12 protein-coding genes and 1 other RNA gene are annotated in these 14,156 nt (G+C 46.2%); 2 read left to right on the top strand and 11 right to left on the bottom strand.

Annotated features, from left to right (window positions below):
- Positions 1–21: 21 nt before the first annotated feature.
- The 4 genes from metG to U5K77_03040 form a co-directional block, all read right to left on the bottom strand.
- Positions 22–1,488, bottom strand: a complete 1,467-nt coding sequence (gene metG, locus U5K77_03055; protein ID MDZ7744711.1) for a methionine--tRNA ligase — start codon at positions 1,486–1,488, stop codon at positions 22–24.
- A gap of 73 nt (positions 1,489–1,561) precedes the next feature.
- Complete coding sequence (locus U5K77_03050; GenBank protein MDZ7744710.1) at positions 1,562–2,143, bottom strand: hypothetical protein; 582 nt, start codon at positions 2,141–2,143, stop codon at positions 1,562–1,564.
- Between the two features lie 465 nt (positions 2,144–2,608).
- Entirely contained in the window at positions 2,609–3,883 is a 1,275-nt protein-coding gene (locus U5K77_03045; protein ID MDZ7744709.1) for a trehalase family glycosidase, read from the bottom strand.
- A 164-nt stretch (positions 3,884–4,047) separates the two neighbouring features.
- Entirely contained in the window at positions 4,048–5,265 is a 1,218-nt protein-coding gene (locus U5K77_03040) for a DEAD/DEAH box helicase (GenBank protein MDZ7744708.1), read from the bottom strand.
- 473 nt (positions 5,266–5,738) lie between these two features.
- On the opposite strand from U5K77_03040, the gene U5K77_03035 reads away from it, so the two are divergent.
- Positions 5,739–6,554, top strand: coding sequence for a DUF1566 domain-containing protein (locus U5K77_03035; protein MDZ7744707.1), 816 nt, complete (start codon positions 5,739–5,741; stop codon positions 6,552–6,554).
- Positions 6,555–6,785: 231 nt separating this feature from the next.
- Here the strand turns inward: U5K77_03035 and U5K77_03030 are convergent, their stop codons facing one another.
- Both U5K77_03030 and U5K77_03025 read right to left on the bottom strand, forming a co-directional pair.
- On the bottom strand, positions 6,786–7,646 hold the full coding sequence (locus U5K77_03030; GenBank protein ID MDZ7744706.1) for a DUF1566 domain-containing protein: 861 nt from the start codon (positions 7,644–7,646) through the stop codon (positions 6,786–6,788).
- A 754-nt stretch (positions 7,647–8,400) separates the two neighbouring features.
- The gene (locus tag U5K77_03025) at positions 8,401–10,398 is read right to left on the bottom strand and encodes a GTP-binding protein (protein MDZ7744705.1); all 1,998 of its coding nucleotides are present in this window, start codon (positions 10,396–10,398) and stop codon (positions 8,401–8,403) included.
- A 190-nt stretch (positions 10,399–10,588) separates the two neighbouring features.
- On the opposite strand from U5K77_03025, the gene U5K77_03020 reads away from it, so the two are divergent.
- A complete protein-coding gene (locus U5K77_03020; protein ID MDZ7744704.1) occupies positions 10,589–11,149 on the top strand; it encodes an NAD(P)H-dependent oxidoreductase in 561 nt (186 codons plus the stop codon).
- Between the two features lie 22 nt (positions 11,150–11,171).
- Here the strand turns inward: U5K77_03020 and U5K77_03015 are convergent, their stop codons facing one another.
- The 5 genes from U5K77_03015 to U5K77_02995 form a co-directional block, all read right to left on the bottom strand.
- Positions 11,172–11,414: a GIY-YIG nuclease family protein gene (locus U5K77_03015; protein ID MDZ7744703.1), complete on the bottom strand. Its 243-nt coding sequence runs from the start codon at positions 11,412–11,414 to the stop codon at positions 11,172–11,174.
- A gap of 160 nt (positions 11,415–11,574) precedes the next feature.
- Positions 11,575–11,973, bottom strand: a transfer-messenger RNA (tmRNA) gene (gene ssrA / locus U5K77_03010).
- Positions 11,974–12,253: 280 nt separating this feature from the next.
- Positions 12,254–12,685 (bottom strand): MarR family winged helix-turn-helix transcriptional regulator, encoded by a 432-nt coding sequence (locus U5K77_03005; protein MDZ7744702.1) that lies wholly within the window; start codon positions 12,683–12,685, stop codon positions 12,254–12,256.
- 74 nt (positions 12,686–12,759) lie between these two features.
- Positions 12,760–13,617 carry a 16S rRNA (adenine(1518)-N(6)/adenine(1519)-N(6))-dimethyltransferase RsmA gene (gene rsmA / locus U5K77_03000; protein MDZ7744701.1) on the bottom strand — a complete coding sequence of 286 codons (858 nt, stop codon included), beginning with the start codon at positions 13,615–13,617 and terminating at the stop codon, positions 12,760–12,762.
- A gap of 110 nt (positions 13,618–13,727) precedes the next feature.
- A complete protein-coding gene (locus U5K77_02995; protein ID MDZ7744700.1) occupies positions 13,728–14,153 on the bottom strand; it encodes a PPC domain-containing DNA-binding protein in 426 nt (141 codons plus the stop codon).
- Between the last annotated feature and the right edge of the window lie 3 nt (positions 14,154–14,156).

The following is a 14,156-nucleotide window of genomic DNA, read 5'->3' as shown; positions in this document are numbered from 1 at the left end:
AAACTACTGTACATACCTGGACTAAGCCCCTTTCTGTTCGGCTAAGCCCTCTGGTGCGGAATCTCGGCGTGGAAACAGCGTCCCTTCAATCGGCTCAACGACCCCTTTTTCAAACACTGCTTTTATTTTACTGCTTGTTTGTGGCATAAAAGGCTCCAATAAATCAGCAATCTGCAGCAGCGCACCTGCTTGATAGGACAATACTTCTCTTAAATGTTCTTTATCACCCTCTTTGGCTATTACCCAGGGCTTTTGCTCGTCGATATATTGGTTTAGTCCTCGAACTTGGTTCCAGACTTCCTCAAGCGCTCTATCAAAATGGCATTGCTCAATCGCCTCACGGTATGTAGCGGTATCGTGCTCAGTCTGCGGAGTATCGCCAATAACTCCATCTTGATAACGATTAATCATAGCGGTTGTCCTTTGCACGGCATTGCCAAGCTCGTTGGCGAGCTCATTATTATAAACTTCGTGCAGTCTATCCCAACTAAAATCACCGTCGTCATAACTTGGAATGTGCCGCAAGAAAAAGTAGCGGAAAACGTCAGTGTTGTATTGGTCTAAAATTTGCTTGGGTGTCACGTAGTTGCCGAGTGACTTACTCATTTTTTTGCCTTCTATGTTGATAAAGCCATGTACAAATAATTTTTCTGGTAGTGGTAAACCAAGCGCCAGCAGCATACCCGGCCAAATTGCCGCATGAAACCGCAATATATCCTTGCCAATAACCTGCACATTGGCTGGCCAGTACGCCTTAAAATCTTCGTGTTCGGGATAGCCGAGCACCGTAATATAGTTCATTAGCGCTTCGAACCAGACATACATAACTTGTGTCTTATCATTTGGCACTGGTACGCCCCAACCGATCTTTTCTTTAGGCCGGCTAATACTAATGTCTTCTAAACCTGACTTAATGACTGATTCAATCTCATTTTTGCGACTTGCCGGAATAATCTGAAATGACTTATCATTGATGGCTTCTGCGATTTGTGGCGCATACTTACTAAGCTTAAAAAAATAATTTTCTTCTTCGATCTTTTCATATGCCTTGTCATGATCTGGGCATATATTATTATTCTCCTTAGCGGTAGCTTCGGTAACAAACGCTTCACAACCCGTGCAATACAAACCGCTATAAGCGTGCTTGTATATATCACTTTCTAAGGCTTTCCAGATAATTTGCGCGCGCTGTTCATGCCCTTTATCAGTAGTACGAATAAATCGATCGTTGCTAATATTCAATGCCTTGGCTAGATCACGGAAATTCTGGCTCATGTTTGCAGCAAACTCCTCGGGCTTGAGGCCAGCTTCTGCAGCTTTATCGGCAATCTTGCCGCCGTGCTCATCTGTACCCGTGCTAAAAATAACTGGCTTGCCCTCTTTGCGAGCATTCCGCGCCAGCACATCAGCCATAATAAATTCTAGAGCGTGCCCAATATGCGGTTCGCCATTAACATAAGGAATAGAAGTCGTCACAAAGTAATTCATATACCCCTAGTCTACCTCAAGAGACGCTACTTTTCAGGCTTTTCTTGTATTATTTTCGCAGACTAACCTACGTTTATAGGAAATATCTGTCTGATTCTTCTTCTAAAACCGTCGCGCAATATAATCCCGCGGCCTGAAGTCGCTGGCAGCCAGCACTACTCGCCCACGTTGCAATAGCTTCAACCACAGGGCTTCTCTCGGGTTCTGATTCGTTATACGTTAGTTGCTTTACGATCCGAGCGACCTGCAGAACGTTTTTCCCGCTCACGACGGCATCTTCAACGATAAGCAATAAATCAGGTTCACTGCCCTGCGGTTCTAGTTCGAGCAATTTATCACCAGCATCGCGATAACCAAACGGTTTGTCTTCTTTCTCAAACGTAAATGAGTTATCCGGTAATTTACGGCTGCGATACACTTCAATACCACCAAGACCTTTTGAGACTTCATCGGCGATCTGATTACTGCCGCTATCAACCGTCACTAAACCAACTGGCCATGGATCATAATGGTCGATGATAAAACCAGTTATCAGCTTAGCTTGCCGCTCAACCGATAAGGAGTTTTTTATTCGGCTGTCATGGCTTTCTGAATTCGGCACAACAAACGCTTCAACTAAAGGAGATCTTTGATGAAACGTTTCTTGCGTTGACACTTTTTGTTTGCCTTTTTTAGGTTATCTTTAATTGTACGCTTAGTGTCAACAAAACAGTAGCATTTTAGGTAGACGACAGATGCCACAACCTACAGTGGCTGCATTGATAGACTTTAAGCTCTAAACCTCGCTGATATTTAACTGCGACTGCTCCGCCTATGGCTTGCTCCTTCGTATCAAACACTAATTTATCTACGCAAGGCAAAATATTTTCATTATCCACCCATTAATTCTAACCCAAAAATCCAAAAAAGATGCGCTCGAGGACATCAGTAACAACGACTATAGCCTTGTATGCAGCACACAAGGGATGAGGGACGCACGTAGATGCGATGCACGGAAATGACGAAGCGTGGACTGAGCCGTACAAATAGTACGGTGAAGGAACACTGGAGTCATTGACACAGCAGCGCGCTACGAGTCAGCGGTGTTGCAAGCTCCGCCAGCAAGCAGGCTGACGATGCGTCACTCGTCGACGTATTCTTGGCAGAGTCTCTCAAATACTGCATTACTCCAACCAAACCCGGTCTGGGTCGGATAAAGACCCTTGAGCGGCGGCTTGTGCGGCTGAACAACATTATATTTCTCTAAGAAAACACCGTGCTTGTTATACCAATTTAAGTTTGTGTGCAGCCACTTGTTAGCAATACGGCGAGCGTCGTCGTCGTAGCCATAGCGCTGCAAACCTTTAACCACAATATAGTGAAGCGGCGCCCAGCCATTGGGGTGCGCCCACTGGGTCGGTACGCTGCCTGGCATAAACTGGTTTGATGGCTGTGCGTCAGTTGTGGCCAAGCCGCCCTTACTCTCAAACCTAGTTAGAGATCCAACCATATCAACAGCTCGTTTTTTATCTACCATACCAGCCCACATCGGATAAAAACTGGCCAGTGAGGCTACACCACCGCGGCGTTTTTTAACGTAATTGTAATCATAATATAAACCTCGTAAATCACTCCACATTAGCTTATTCATAACTTTAGCCCTCTTGTCGGCTGAAACTTCCCACTTGGCTGCTGTCTTTTTATCCTTTAGGTGACGATAATAGCGCGCAAAATCCATTTCATATTTGTATAACAGCGCGTTTAAATCCACTGGTAAATATTCCAAACATTTATGCCCAAACCGCGGCGTCATGTCCCAGCCACTTTCCGCCTCAGCCAAGTTGTGCAGATAGTTGATGTCATAGTAGCGACTGAGCCCTTCATGCACCTGCCTTACGTTTGGTTTGACTGTTCCCATCCAGACAGTTGTGTATTCGGCCTCGGCCACTGCCATAGCATCTTTAAGCCACTTATCACTAAGGTTATAAGCTTCGTACACTTCCCATATAAAACTGGTTAGAAACGGTGGCTGACTACGTCCCATAAGATAAGTACGCGAAGCGTTTGGAATAATCTTAAACCGCTTAAACATATAAATCAGGTTGTCAACAATGCCGACAAGAAGGTCTTTGTGTCGCTCGTCATACAATCCCTGCGCCATAAAATAGCTGTCCCAGTAATACATCTCGTTAAAGTCAAACTCGTGCCCTTCTTCGTACGCCGGCACGAGATATTTGTTGGGTAGCCCAAGTAAACTCTCATCATCTTTACGGTGTTTACGCTCCAGTCGCTTCCAGTAACCACGTATATATTGGCGCGCTTCGCGTACTTCTTCGGGTTTTATATTTTTGGCGCTGCGCAGGAACGTCATATTGTTTCGGACGATCTGAGCCGCGTTACGTGCGCGATCAAGCATAACTTCAGATTAGGCGGTTTCTCTCCTCTGGTCAAGGAGTAACGGGAGTAAAAACCGCTTTTCTCTACCTCTAATTTTTTAGTACCATCTGGCAAATTCCTTATATTAACCAACACACTGTTTTTGCGTTGATGTAATTTACGCTCTGGAAATGTTGGTATTTATTAGTGCGATACAAATGTCAACGCTTCGCCCGGGCGTCCGGCGCGGCCGGCACGACCTACACGGTGAGAGTAATCTTGGTAACTCTGTGGGGTAGAATAGTTAATCACGTGCGTTATATCCACTACGTCAATTCCACGAGCCGCCACATCGGTTGCAACCAGTATCGATATCTCATTCTTTTTAAAGCGATTTAAAGCGCGTTGACGCTGACCCTGGCTTTTGCCACCGTGAATGGCGTCGGCTTTAAAGCCACGAGCAATCAGCTCGTTACTGAGGCGTTCCACGCTGCGTTGAGTTTCATCAAACAAGATAATCTTAGCAACTTCGTCCTGGATCAAAACTTCATGCAACTTGTCTATCTTTTCCATGTTGCCACGGAACCGTATAACATCTTGGTTAACGTTGTCGCTAGTCTCACCAGTTTTTACGGATACGGCTACCGGATCGTTCGAAAACGTCTCAATCAGCTGCTGTACTTTAGCGTCCATGGTAGCGCTGAAGAAAAATGATTGGCGCTCTTTATGCAAATTGCTCAGTATAAACCGCACGTCCGCAATGAATCCCATATCAAGCATGCGGTCGACTTCGTCTAATACCACTACATTAAATATGTCTAGTTTGAGTGTTTTACGCTCGATGTGGTCTTTGATACGTCCCGGCGTACCTATAACGACTCGAGGACGATTACGCAGGTCACGTAGCTGCGGACCCATTGATGTACCGCCTATAAGCAGTACGCCCGTCAAACCGCTACCTTTGGCAATAGACTTGAGCTCGTCCTCGATCTGCTGCGCCAACTCACGGGTTGGTGCCACGATAAGAGCGTTGCTGTTCTTGTCTTGCATTAATTTGTGTAGCACTGGTACTGCAAAAGCTGCCGTCTTACCGGTTCCGGTATTAGCAATACCAATGATATCCTGGCCGATAAGCCCCATTGGGATAGTCTGATCCTGAATAGCAGAAGGAATTTTGTATCCCTTAGCTGTCAGGTTTTGCTTGATTAAGTCATGCACCTTAAAGTCCGCAAAGGTGTTTTGCGGTACGTAGTCGGGTGTATCGATCGGCTTTGCCTTTTGGACAAAACGATCCGGATTAATATATTGACCACGGCGCTGACCACGGTTATTACCACGAGCATTACCACCTGGGCGGCGGCTACTGTTGTTACGGGCACTCGAATATACCGAGTGACGTCGTTTAGTTGTGTTATAAGGCATAAAAAAGAATCCTTGTGTGTTATTAGTTATTGATACCTAGCTTGTTCAAATGAAGCCAAAATATCTAAACTAACAGACTCGGATTCACTTTTAACAATCAGTAAACTCTAGCACGATATATGTCAAATGTCAACACTAACCGCGCCATTATCCCAGTATTTAACTAGACATCTATAAACGCGCCAGTCGAGTGGCGCGTTTATTCCCCTACCCCAAAATCACAGCAAAATATGTTTTAAAATCTAGTAATCCTAGTTAAGTAAAGTGATTTGGTGTTAAGTTTTTAATGCAATAGAGGTACTCCTCTGATGCTGCTTTATTGTGCTACAATAAGACAAAGGACAAGCGTGATGTTGAGCCAGAAATCAAAACCAACATTTGTATCATTAAAGCAGGCTCTTAGGTCTATCTATAGACCGGGGTTAGTATTATTGGGTTTGGTGGTTTGCGCTGGTTTATGGCCAGGTGTAGCCTTGGCTCAACTCACCCCACCAAGTGGCCCCAATAGCCCTAGTTCGCAGCGTCCGACACTAAATCAAGTTTATGAGAAGCTAACGACTGGCTCTGCTTCGCCAACCCAATCCGGTTTCGTCGGGCCAACCAGCGGACCAAGTAGCACTACTATGCATAGTCTCAATGACTTAATGGCTCTCATGCCGGAAGTAGATGACACCAATTGCGCTCAGCCAAGTGACGTAATAGACGGCCAAACCTATTGGGGATTATGCAGTGGCGAATGGGGATACTTGACTGGAACAGCAGCAGATGTCGAGACTGAGTGGCCGGTGCAGTTACCGGCTAGCGGACAAACTGATTGTTACGACGTAGCCGGAGACCCCATCTCATGTGCCGGTACTGGCCAAGACGGTGAGTACCAGTATGGTGTAGCCACCAGCCCTCGGTTCACTGACAACAACGACGGCACCGTAACCGACAACCTCACTGGCCTAATATGGCTCAAGAACGCTAATTGCTTTGATAGCAGAACATGGGAGCAAGCTTTGTCGGATGCTAACACTCTCGCGAGTGGCACTTGTGGTTTGAGTGACGGATCTATCTCAGGCGATTGGCGGCTATCAAACCGGAAAGAAGTCCTAAGTTTAATTGACTATCAGCAAGCGTTTGCCTCACTGCCAATTGGCCACCCTTTTACCAGCGTGACAAATAATACTTACTGGACATCAACTACTAGGTTGTATGACGAGTCTACGGCATGGACTGTACATTTAGCCGGTAGTAGTAGCCATGGTGCTAAGACCGATACCCACTACCTATGGCCCGTACGTTAATGATTAAAATCGTTGGTCAATTATAGTATCTTGCGTTGTGTCCGAGATTAACTCGTATATCCAGTTACTCCGTGTGGCTCTACTGGTTTATTTTGCGATTTTTTCGGAAATACTTACGAGAACCCCTCCGTGGAAATGTATAACTAGCAATAAATTGGAACAGGTGGACAATAATGTTAATTGAAATAAATATCTTAGATTGTGGCTGTGTTTTTTCTTAAGGCCGCCCTCTTAACGTACTGGCCACACGTAGTAGCCGGTATCAGTCTTATATCTACCTGAGATCCATCCCGTGCCGAAGTTAATAGTCCAAACAGTGGGCCTAAAGGACATTCTTGTAGTAGATGTCCAGTAAAAACTTGATTCCATACCACTAAAAGGGTGGCCAATTGGTAGTGTCGGGAAGGTTTCCTGTAAATAAACTATGCTCTCTAGTTCGGTAATGTTAGGTAGCCGCCAATCTCCGGCACTACTGCCATCGGTAAGCCCGCAAGAGCCACTGGCCAGTCCATTGGCTTCACTCAGAGCATTGGCCCATGTTTCTGTACCAAAGCAATTAGCGTTCTTGAGCCATATTAGGCCAGTGAGGTTGTCGGTTACGGTGCCGTCGCTGTTGTCGGTGAAACGTGGGCTGGCGGTTTGACCCATTTGGTACTCACCATCTTGGCCAGTACCGGCACAAGCTATGACACTGCCTGCGGCATCGTAGCAGGTGTCTTGACCGGTAGCCGCGAGTGAGATTGAAATGAAGCCCTCACCGAACTCACTTGTGTCACACAAACTCCAGTAGGTAGAGCCTGGTATGACCTGGCTTGACTCGGCGCAATCCTCATCTACTTCTGGTAGTAGGCCGAACAGTTCATCTAAGCTACACATCGGGGTACTATCACCCGGGCCAGACGTTGGTTCGGTGAAAGTTGCCACCATACTGCCGGTGGCACCTGTTTCTAGGCGGTTGCATAGATCATCTAGGGTGTAGCTCTGACTGGACGGATCAGTTGGTGGGGCTGGTGGGTTTAGGTTGGCAAACACTGCACCGCCAATACCAAGCAATAGTACGGCAATCAGGATAGGAACAATCCGCTCGCCCATGAAGCTAAGTGTCTTTTTGATATCTGTGGCTAGTGTTTGTATTAACCGTTTGATAGTGGCTCCACTGTCTTGCTGTCTTACTGTCTTGCCTACTTGCTTATGGTAGGTAGTATAGCAGAGGGAAGGGCTAGGGTACAGGGTATAGGGTATAGGGTGTAGGGTGGAGACAGGGTTAAGGGTGAAGGGTTTAGGGTGGAGAGATTAGGATGAAATGTTCTGGGGTTTAGGGTTTAGGGTTGTGTGGGGTATGGGGTTTAGGAGTTAGCAGAAGCCCCTAGTTACGAAAACACACGATTACACGCATGTTTGGTAGACTCTGCTTCTTTTTGTGCTGCACCCTTCACCCTGCAACCTTCACCCTAAACCCTTCACCCTGTACCCTACACCCTGCATATGTTGACATTCTGCTAACACGCAGCTTCTTACAAAAATGCACATATGTGCAAAATGGTAATAAGTTTAATTAGGTAAAGTGCCCAAATCATTATTTTGAGCTTTTTTCACAGTGCATGTTCAAGAAAAAGTTTCATTACGCAAGCCGGCTTGCGTAATGACCAGACCTTGCTTTTTGCCCTGCCCAACCCCAGTACCAGCAAACCAACCTGATTAGACATAACTAATGAGTTAACAATTAAGCTTTACGACCACAATCAGAATACTTTACCACATGCAGCATTATACAAAATTACGCATATGTGCAATTTTGTATAATGCTTTGTTTGGTTGGGTGGGTGGGTTAATTATCTGCTATTGGTTATTTTTTGTTGGCGCGTTTGCGTTTATTGGGGTCTAGTTCGCGTTTGCGCAGGCGTAGATTTTTGGGCGTGACTTCTAATAACTCGTCCTTTTCTATAAAATCCAGGCATTCTTCTAGGCTCAAGATGGTTGGCGGTGTCAGCTGCACTACGCCGTCGCTACTGCTGCTGCGCATATTGGTCAGGTGTTTGGCTTTACAAACATTGATTTCCATATCTTCTTGGCGCTTATTAAGACCCACAATTTGTCCGGCATAAACCTTCTCGGCAGCACCAACAAAAACTTCACCGCGTGAGGCGGCTGTTTCAAGCGAATAAGGCGTCGTAGTGCCGGCTTCAAAGGCAATCAACACACCGTTGCGAAGCTGCTGCAAAGGTGCACCAAGTGGCTGGTAGCCAATCATCAGGCTGTTCATGATAATCGTGCCCTTGGTATTAGTAATCATAATATTACGCAGACCCAGCAGCGCACGGGTTGGCAGTTTGTATACAAGTTTGGTTACATCCTTAGTGCCAGCAAACTGCTCTATAAGCTCTGCTCGTCGTTTACCCAGCTCCATTTGCACACTACCGACATGTTCGGCTGGTACTTCTATGACCAATTCTTCAATGGGCTCCCACATCGCATGCGCCGAACCAGCCTGCTGACCGGCAGAGCCGCCCACCCGCTGGTTCTCTTGGCCTTCCGCTGTGTTGCCAGCTCCAGTACTCACTTCACCGTACCCCTCGTACGGCTCGCTCCGTGCTTCGCTGTCGCCTTGCGGAACACTCAAGCGCATGCCCTGTGGCACATCCATTTGTTTGCGTAACACGACAGTTGGGCGGCCGACTTCAAACTCATACCCTTCACGGCGCATGGTTTCTATCAATACGCTTAGGTGCAATTCACCGCGTCCGGATACCAAGAAGCCAATACCGTCTTCTTCGACGCGCAAACCAACGTTAGTTTCCAACTCCTTATGTAGTCGCTCACCTATTTGTCGGCTGGTCGTATATTCACCCTCCGTACCCTTAAATGGGCTGGTGTTTGGACCCAAATAAATCTTAAGTGTCGGAGCTTCTACTTCCATGATCGGCAAAGCCTCGGGTTCGTCTGCATCGGCTATGGTTTCGCCAATCTGAGCGTTTGCAATACCCGTGAGTTGCACAATGTCGCCAGCTACACCCCTAGGTACTTCAAATTTTATTACCCCTTGACTCATGTATACATTGTCGACTCGCGCTTTTACTTGACCGCCGTCTTTTTGACATAGAGTTACAGTGTCGCCGGACTTTACATTGCCTCGCCTAATACGCCCAATGGCGTATTTACCTTTAAACGTATCGTAAGCCAAAGCGGTCACTAGCATCTGAAACGGTTTATTAAGCTCTACGGCTGGGGCTGGTATTTCCTTAATAATAGCCTGGAAGATTGTCTCTAAGTCAGCAGGTGCTTCGGGATTTTCTGGCGTAGACTCCCATGACTTACCATCGCGGGCAATCGCGTAGTATACCGGGTAGTGTAGTTGGTCTTCGTGGACTGCCAGTTCCAAAAATAAATCAGCAAGTTCATTCTCAACTTCTTTTATTCTGGAGCCACCCTTATCAATTTTGTTAATAATTACTATTGGTTTGAGTTCGGCAGCCAGAGCCTTACTGAGTACAAACTTAGTTTGTGGCATCGGGCCTTCTTGAGCGTCGACTACCAAAATGCAGCCGTCTGCCATGTTTAAGGTGCGCTCCACTTCACCTGAGAAGTCAGCGTGTCCCGGGGTATCGACTATGTTAATCCGGTAATCATCGTGTTGCACGGCAGTGACCTTGGCAGTAATCGTAATACCGCGTTCTTTCTCTTGATCGCCACTGTCCATGATAAGATCCTGGCTCATCTCTGCCTGATTATCACGAAAAGTTTTAGATTGCTTTAATAGACCGTCAACCAGCGTGGTTTTACCATGATCAACATGCGCAATGATTGCGATGTTACGGATTTTAGTAGGGTCTTGAATAGTGCTCATACGTTACTCGTTAATTTATATTGGCTCATTAGTTTTCAATAAAAATGACGCTCGCCAAAAGTGGCAAACGCCTTACTCTTGACTTTATTATAACACACCTCACCCCTGAAACCTACAGTTTATTCTGCTTGGTTTGATACTGCTACACTTTATGTAAATTTGTTACACTGGGTACGTATAGGAGGCTCGTATGGCGATAAAGATTCAGATTATTCTTGGCAGCACACGCCCAAACCGACGCGGCGAAAGCGTGACACAATGGGTTTATGAACTCGCCAAAACTCGTGATGATATAGAGGCAGAACTAGTTGATATCAAAGATTACAACCTACCTTTACTGGACGAACCAGAACCAGCCGGCAGCAAAAATTATGTACATGAACACACCAAACACTGGAGCGCCAAGATTAATGAGGCCGACGGCTACGTTTTTGTGACTCCAGAATATAACCACAGCGTGCCTAGCGCCATGAAAAACGCCGTCGACTTTTTATACAGCGAATGGAACAACAAGGCCGTAGGATTTGTAAGCTACGGTGGCGTTGGAGGCGTGCGTTCTGTGGAGCACTGGCGTAGCATTGCTGGGCAATTGCAGATGGCTGATGTTCGCGGACAGGTCACACTTATGAACCGCGATGATTTTGACGAACTACAAGTCCAGCCCAAAGATCATCATGAACGAGCCGCCCACGCTATGCTCGACCAACTATCCTCATGGGCCTCCGCCCTGAAACCACTTCGAAATAAGTAATAAATACAAAAAGCCACGCGGTCTATACCAGTCGTTTTCTTAAGAATGCTTTGCCTGAGGCAGTTTTGAGATATGCCTCGAACTCAGAAGCTTTTTCAGGCGATTCAAAACAGCCATACCAAACAATCTTCCACGGGATATATTTCTTTGTATGACCTGATTGACCTGAATTATGCTGTTTTAATCGGCTTTTCAGATCCTGAGTCTTACCGTAGTAATATTTTGATTTATTAGTTTCGCTTTGAAGTATGTATACAAAGTTCATACAACTAATTATAGCCCTACTTCGCTAAACCTTCTCCGCTAAAGCTTCGAAGGTCAAGAGCTTCGAAGGGCATTCTTCGCTAATCTCTTTATGAGCAATGTATGGCAACCCAGTTCGTAAAATGGCCTGCCATTCGTAGCTCACGAAAGTGAGCGAAGAATGGTGGAGCTGGCGGGTACTGCCCCCGCGTCCGCTAGTTCAACTAGTTAGTCTGTCCTACAGGTTTAGGCTATTTGGTATAACTTTACGGAGTAAAAACAGCCAAAAGACCGTAAAGCTTGATTCTTATGTCTTAGCTTAGCTTAAGAATCAATCGCTAAGAGCAACCTTGGTGATATGACGTACCTAGACAATACCAAGGTGTCTTGTTAGGTACGGCTACCAGTAATTAAACTGTAGCTGGTGCGAGTGCAAAGTTACTGCGAGCAAACAAGTTTGCTACAGTTTCCTTAGCGTCGCTAATTGAATCTTTTGCATCTATTCAGATGTGTCTATAACGCTGACAAGCGACCTGCTGAGCTAACTGTTAAAGTCCAACGTCGAGCTTAAATTCAGCCCCCGAAAACACACAACCGCTGTTAAGCATAATGGAATGAATCCATAATTCATTAACAGCTGGCCGCATACTGCTGTGTCAGAAGTTCCGCTACTCCTTCACCGTATTGTTTATACGGCTCAGTCCGTTGCTCACTTCTTCCGTGCATTATGCACCCTTGTGAATTTTCGGTAGATGAATGAAAGTGCGTTTTTAATGGCTTTCTAGAGCCTTCCCGTCTGGTGACGGTAAAGGGTATTATAGCACCAAACTTATGCTTATGTCAATCTATTGGATTGGTGACTTATCCGATTTGGCGGGCTTGTTGGTTCATGCTTTTTAGCATAGATCGCAGTTGAAGCTGCTGTTTGGCGGACAGGCATTGCACCACCGTGTGATGTAGCTGATTGAGCGCACCCTCCGCAACCTCCAGCACTCGCGAATCTTTGCTGGTTGGCAGTAGTACATGCTGACGCCTGTCGGCTTTGCTGACTCCCCGATAAATTAAACCATCCTCTAACATTAAGCCGACCTGGCGGCTCACGCTTGCTTCGCTCTGACCTAAAAAGTCGGCCACAAACCGCTGTGACACGCCTTGGTGTAAGCACACTACCCTGAGTATCTTCTGCTGTGATAAACCAATGCCAAACCGTTCTTGCAAAATTTGATCTGACTGGCGGTCAAGTGAGAAGGCCAGGTAATGTAGTAATGTTCCGATAGCGTTAGTTTTATCCATATGTTAAGCATAATACAAAATACTTAAACATGTTAAGTATTTATTCGTGAAGGGTAGGGGAGAGTGAATGGAGTCTAGGCTTGATTAACTGCTTGGTAAAGTTTGTACCATTGGTTCATAGACAGTTCTTGCGGGCGGGATTTAGGGTCAATCTCAGCGGCCTCTAATATCGCTAAAACCCCCTGCTTGGACGATATTTTCCCCTTCCCAGCCCCATTTCGTGAAGCTTCACGATCAGATTGCTTATCGCTCCGCTCAGAAATGAGGCGGGACGCGGCTAAGGAATTATGCAGAGTTTTGCGGCGGTTACTAAAGCCAGCATTAACTACTCTAAAAAACTGCTTTTCGTCAACATCGCTAAACAGTAGACGCTCACGGCGACGTAAGACCAATACTTGTGAATCTACCTTGGGGGATGGTGTAAACAGCTCCGACGGAACAACCAACCCACTGCTGACTTCCCAGTAAAACTGTGCACTAACGCTCAGCAAAGACATGCTACCCGGCTCAGCAGTTACTCGCTCGGCAACTTCTTTTTGGACTAATAGCGCTGCGATTATTGGTGGATTGGCGGACTCACTAATCACACGTATCAAGTTACTGGTTAAATAGTATGGGATGTTAGCGACCAGTTTGTAGTTTTTGGGCAAACTGGTTAGGTCAAACGACATGATGTCTTGTTGAACAACCTTGAGATTCTCCTCAGGTACACGGTAGAGTAGCTCACGTGCTAGCAGCTCATCAAATTCTACGGCCACCACTTCCCTGGCGGATTTTACTAATTTTGCGGTCAGCGTACCCAGACCAGGGCCTATTTCTAGCACCGCATCTTCATTGTTTATATCAGCAGCATGACACATCGCTTCCAGCGCGTTATCGTCGTGCAGCCAATGCTGCCCTAACGACTTTTTGGCGTATGGCGTATCTTTCATTGCTTATAGCTTAGCAGAACCCATCTTTACGGACTTTCAAATATTAGACGGCCGTCTAATATTTGAAAGTTTTTTGTAATAGGCGGTTGTGTGTTGGGTCTGTTTTCGGTTTACATTGATAGAAGGTAGAGGCCGGTTGAGTCATCCTTTTGGCGAGACAAGCCAGCTTCACCAAACCAACGGTGCAAAAATACTTCACAGGTGCCACCGACAGCTACTTCTTTAACGTGGCCACCGATTGCCTGCAGGTTCTTATCACTAAATGAGCCGTGTATATGCAACACCGGTTCATCGCTAGACCAAGCGACATTGCCCTGCAGGCTAGTTATTTCTAGCAACTGGTCGAACTTCTGCCACTGGTATTCTTGAGCGTCTAGGTCGTAGTAACCTAACTCCGCCCACAAAGCAGCGCCTAATCCACTCACCCACGCACCGCGTATATTCTCCTGTTTTACTAACTTGGTTAGATTCTCAACAAGCAAGTCGCCTTTGTCTAGCTTTACCAGCCAATTATAGCCATCAAATTTATATGTCATACG

Source organism: Candidatus Saccharibacteria bacterium (assembly GCA_034521515.1).
In the GTDB taxonomy this organism is placed as follows: Bacteria; Patescibacteriota; Saccharimonadia; order Saccharimonadales; family JAXHMH01; genus JAXHMH01.
The sequence above is the reverse complement of the archived record's forward strand: the minus strand, read 5'-3'. Positions and strand labels throughout refer to the sequence as shown.

Coding starts and splice junctions, on each gene's coding strand:
- metG (MDZ7744711.1), bottom strand. CDS start 1,488: ATGAATTACTTTGTGACGACTTCTATTCCTTATGTTAATGGCGAACCG.
- U5K77_03045 (MDZ7744709.1), bottom strand. CDS start 3,883: ATGCTTGATCGCGCACGTAACGCGGCTCAGATCGTCCGAAACAATATG.
- U5K77_03040 (MDZ7744708.1), bottom strand. CDS start 5,265: ATGCCTTATAACACAACTAAACGACGTCACTCGGTATATTCGAGTGCC.
- U5K77_03030 (MDZ7744706.1), bottom strand. CDS start 7,646: ATGGGCGAGCGGATTGTTCCTATCCTGATTGCCGTACTATTGCTTGGT.
- U5K77_03025 (MDZ7744705.1), bottom strand. CDS start 10,398: ATGAGCACTATTCAAGACCCTACTAAAATCCGTAACATCGCAATCATT.
- U5K77_03020 (MDZ7744704.1), top strand. CDS start 10,589: ATGGCGATAAAGATTCAGATTATTCTTGGCAGCACACGCCCAAACCGA.
- U5K77_03015 (MDZ7744703.1), bottom strand. CDS start 11,414: ATGAACTTTGTATACATACTTCAAAGCGAAACTAATAAATCAAAATAT.
- U5K77_03005 (MDZ7744702.1), bottom strand. CDS start 12,685: ATGGATAAAACTAACGCTATCGGAACATTACTACATTACCTGGCCTTC.
- rsmA (MDZ7744701.1), bottom strand. CDS start 13,617: ATGAAAGATACGCCATACGCCAAAAAGTCGTTAGGGCAGCATTGGCTG.
- U5K77_02995 (MDZ7744700.1), bottom strand. CDS start 14,153: ATGACATATAAATTTGATGGCTATAATTGGCTGGTAAAGCTAGACAAA.